Annotated in this window: 5 protein-coding genes; 1 reads left to right on the top strand and 4 read right to left on the bottom strand. The window is 64.5% G+C overall.

Annotated elements, in window-relative coordinates; all coding sequences use genetic code 11:
* Nucleotides 1–331: phospholipase D-like domain-containing protein (locus EN893_RS24020; protein ID WP_164901061.1), on the top strand; the 331-nt coding region annotated here is incomplete at its 5' end.
* 4 nt (nucleotides 332–335) lie between these two features.
* Here the strand turns inward: EN893_RS24020 and EN893_RS24015 are convergent.
* The 4 genes from EN893_RS24015 to EN893_RS24000 all read right to left on the bottom strand — a co-directional run.
* Nucleotides 336–1,592, bottom strand: a complete 1,257-nt coding sequence (locus EN893_RS24015) for a D-amino acid dehydrogenase (protein ID WP_127267087.1) — start codon at nucleotides 1,590–1,592, stop codon at nucleotides 336–338.
* Nucleotides 1,593–1,713: 121 nt separating this feature from the next.
* Nucleotides 1,714–2,256 (bottom strand): nucleoside-diphosphate kinase, encoded by a 543-nt coding sequence (locus EN893_RS24010; protein WP_236383239.1) that lies wholly within the window; start codon nucleotides 2,254–2,256, stop codon nucleotides 1,714–1,716.
* Between the two features lie 14 nt (nucleotides 2,257–2,270).
* Nucleotides 2,271–2,693, bottom strand: coding sequence for a nucleoside diphosphate kinase regulator (rnk, locus tag EN893_RS24005; RefSeq protein ID WP_127267089.1), 423 nt, complete (start codon nucleotides 2,691–2,693; stop codon nucleotides 2,271–2,273).
* Nucleotides 2,694–2,966: 273 nt separating this feature from the next.
* Nucleotides 2,967–3,637 (bottom strand): alanine racemase C-terminal domain-containing protein (locus tag EN893_RS24000; protein ID WP_206640162.1); only part of this gene is annotated, 671 nt, incomplete at its 5' end.

The following is a 3,637-nucleotide window of genomic DNA, read 5'->3' as shown; positions in this document are numbered from 1 at the left end:
GTTTCTCACCGCGCTCAACAAGCTGTTCGTCGAGAAATATGGCGACCGCATCAACATCCGCGAATTCAAGGCGCCTGACGTGGTGCTGCATTCCAAGATCATGATGATCGACGAAAGGTTGGTCGCCATCTCGTCGGTCAATCTCAACAACCGCAGCTTCTTCCACGACAGTGAGAACGGCATGATGGTGCTCGATCCGGCCTTCTACACCAGGATGAAGCCGATCTATGACGACTATGTCGCCCACTCCAATCCGGTCGCCACCAATGTGACGATCCCATGGGCCTATCGGCTGCTGTTCGACGAGGACTGGGTCCGGCAGGCATTCTGACCCTCTACCGTAGATAGCGCTCCTGCGCGAGGTCGCGAACGTCGATGTCAGGCACCCGGCTGGAGATGATGTCGGCCAGAACCTTGCCCGAGCCACAAGCCATGGTCCAGCCGAGCGTGCCGTGGCCGGTGTTGAGATAGAGATTGGAAAGCTCGGTGCGGCCGATCAGCGGCGGACCATCCGGCGTCATCGGCCGCAGCCCGCACCAGAACGTCGCGTCCCGCATGGCGCCGGCGCCCGGAAAGAGATCGCCAACCGAGTGTTCCAGCGTGCGCCGCCGCGATTCGTGCAGCCTGAGGTCGAAGCCGGAAATCTCGGCCGTACCACCAACCCGGATGCGGTCGCCGAGCCGGGTGATCGCCACCTTGTAGGTCTCGTCCATCACCGTCGACACCGGTGCCGCGGCGGCGTCCTTGATCGGCACGGTGATCGAATAGCCCTTGACCGGATAGACCGGGATCGGCCGCTTCACCCGGCGCATGAAACCTGCCGAATAACTGCCCAGCGCCATCACATAGGCGTCGGCGGTTTTCCAGCCCTTGCTGGTGCTGAGATTGGCGATGCGGTTGCGGCTGCGGATGACGCGCCAGATCGTCACGTCGTACTCGAACTTGACGCCACGGGCCACACAGAGTTCGGCCAGCCTGTCGGTGAACATCTTGCAGTCGCCGGTCTCGTCGTGCGGCAGCCTGAGGCCGCCGACGAACTTTTCGCGCACCCCGGCAAGGCCAGGCTCAGCCGCGATGCAGCCGTCCTGGTCGAGGGTCTCGTAAGGCACGCCATACTTCTTCAGCACCTCGACATCTCCGCCGGTGCCGTCAAGCTGCTTTTGCGTCCGGAACAGCTGCAGCGTGCCCTGGGTGCGCTCGTCATAGGCGATGCCGGTCGCTTCGCGTAGCGCCTTCAGCGTGTCGCGGCTGTATTCGGCGAGCGGCACCATGCGCGCCTTGTTGATCGCATAGCGCTCGGCGGTGCAGTTGCGCAGCATCTTGATCAGCCATGTCCACATATGCGGGTCGAAGGCCGGCCGCACCACCAGCGGGCCATGCTTCATCAGCAGCCATTTGATCGCCTTCAGCGGAATGCCGGGTCCGGCCCAGGGCGAGGCGTAGCCGGGCGAAATCTCGCCGGCATTGGCGAAGCTGGTTTCCAGCGCCGGGCCTTTCTGGCGATCGAGAACCGTCACCTCGTGGCCGGCCTCGGCAAGAAAGTACGCCGTGGTCACTCCGATGACGCCGCCGCCCAGCACCATGATCTTCATCGTTCACTCCTTGCCGCGCCGCACGCCCTTGAGGACGCCTGGACGCGGCCGTATTTCCGATTTGCGCACGATCCCCAGCGAAAATCGATGCCGACTTTCGGGATCATGCAGTGTTGCCTGTTCACGCCGCCGTGGGACCGGGGTCGTCATCCCCTGTCTGCCGCATTCCGGCCCTTTCGCCAAGGGGCCGCCAATCGGCTGCGGCGCTGTAGACGAGGGTGAGCCCATGCGGCCGTCGCGCCTCGTCTCGGGATTTCTCCCTGACGGCACGCCGCGCGGCCTCCGGCTGGTAGAGCACGGTCGCGATCAGGACCGACTCCCGCCTGCCGTCGGCCTGTTCGATCCATGCAGTCTGACCCTCGGCCATGCCGAGCATGCAAAGCCCCCGCCTTGTCATGATCGACAGGCTGGAGCCGACCGGACCGTGCACCTCATTCTGCACCAGAGTTCGGGTCTCGGCAGGGCCGGCATCGACACGAAACACCAGCCTGCTGTTCAGCGTCACGATATCGGATCCGACCGAATCGATCGCGACGACCTCGGCTTTGGAAAGCTTCTCTTCAAGCATTGGAACAATCGGATCCGCGAAAGCCCGCCAACGCTCCAACATGATCTCGAGGACGGCGAAGTCCTTCGTCGTCAGCCGGAAATTCGCGCCTGTCATCGCCGTCTCCATGCTCAGGACCCTTCCCGCCCGCAGGCCGGCGCATCGACCGCTTCGATGGTCGCCGACAGTTCCCGGCCGCCACGGCTGCTCCAGCACACTGTCTGCCCGATCGACGCGCCGATAAGCGCCGTCCCCATCGGCGTCAGCACCGAGATCCTGTTTTCACTGATGTCTGCTTCGCCGGGATAGACCAGCGTGATGCGCTGGGTGTGGCCGCCATCGTTGCGGATTGTCACCGTCGAACCCATCCGCACCACGTTGGCCGGCATGGAAGCCGCTGCCGTCACGAAGGCACGGTCCATCTCCGAAAGCAGTTCTTCGGCCGTCTCGGGCACGCGGTCGAGCGACGCCCGCGCCAGGCCCGTCAGCCGGTGGTGGTCGGCATCGCTGACCAGAAGCCGGCTCGGTGGACGCAATCCTGTTGCATGTTGCATGGCAAACCTCATGACTTGGCGCATCCAACAGACGCGCGCCTGCCGCCGCACAAACGGTGGCTTGATGAAAGCCGGCAGCCGCGAAGCTGTCTGGCTCGGGAATGATGATGTCAGGTAGAAATGCCCCGGTTCGGACGGACGCCAAAAGGCGGCCGCGCCGGGGCTACGATCCCGCGATCGGGCAGACCCGGAACAAGGTTCTGATATAAGCGAGGTTGCTCATGCCCGGAGCCTTGCCGACAGGCGTCCGCTTGTCAAGCGCGGCCAAACCGCTCAACCGCCGACATAGCGCCGATGGAAGCGCGGGCCGAGGCTGGTCAGGATCTCGTAGCCGATGGTGCCGGCATGGCCGGCGGCGTCATCGACGCTTTGCGAGGGACCGAGCAGTTCGACGAGATCACCCTCGCGCAGCCTGCCGACCGGCAGGGCGGAAATGTCGAGAATGATCGAATCCATCGACACCCGCCCGAGGAAAGGCAGCCGCACGCCCTCGAACCAGGCGGCGGACGCGGCGCGGCGTTGCCAGCCATCCGCGTAGCCGAACGAAATCGTCGCCAGCCTGAGCGGGCCTTGCGCATGATAGGTGTGGCCATAGCCGACGCCGGCGCCTTTTTCGACGCTGCGCGTCTGTGCCACCTTTGCCTGCAGCCGCACCACCGGCAGCATCGGATTGGACTTTGCCGGCGTCGGATTGATGCCGTAGAGCGCGGCACCGGGGCGGGCGAGATCGTAGTGAAAGCGCTCCCCAAGAAAGATGCCGGAGGAATTGGTCAGCGATGCCGGCGCCTCCGGCAGCATCTTGCGCAGCCGCTCGAACGCCAGCCGCTGCTTCTCATTGGCCGGATGCTCCGGCTCGTCGGCGCAGGCCAGATGGCTCATCACGTAACGGATGTCGATGCCGTCGAAGGCCTGCGGGTCGGCGGCGATGCGATCCACATCCCGAG

The organism is Mesorhizobium sp. M7A.F.Ca.CA.004.04.2.1 (assembly GCF_004022825.1).
Taxonomy (GTDB): Bacteria; Pseudomonadota; Alphaproteobacteria; order Rhizobiales; family Rhizobiaceae; genus Mesorhizobium.
The sequence above is the reverse complement of the archived record's forward strand: the minus strand, read 5'-3'. Positions and strand labels throughout refer to the sequence as shown.

Coding starts and splice junctions, on each gene's coding strand:
- rnk (WP_127267089.1), bottom strand. CDS start 2,693: ATGCAACATGCAACAGGATTGCGTCCACCGAGCCGGCTTCTGGTCAGC.
- EN893_RS24015 (WP_127267087.1), bottom strand. CDS start 1,592: ATGAAGATCATGGTGCTGGGCGGCGGCGTCATCGGAGTGACCACGGCG.
- EN893_RS24010 (WP_236383239.1), bottom strand. CDS start 2,256: ATGACAGGCGCGAATTTCCGGCTGACGACGAAGGACTTCGCCGTCCTC.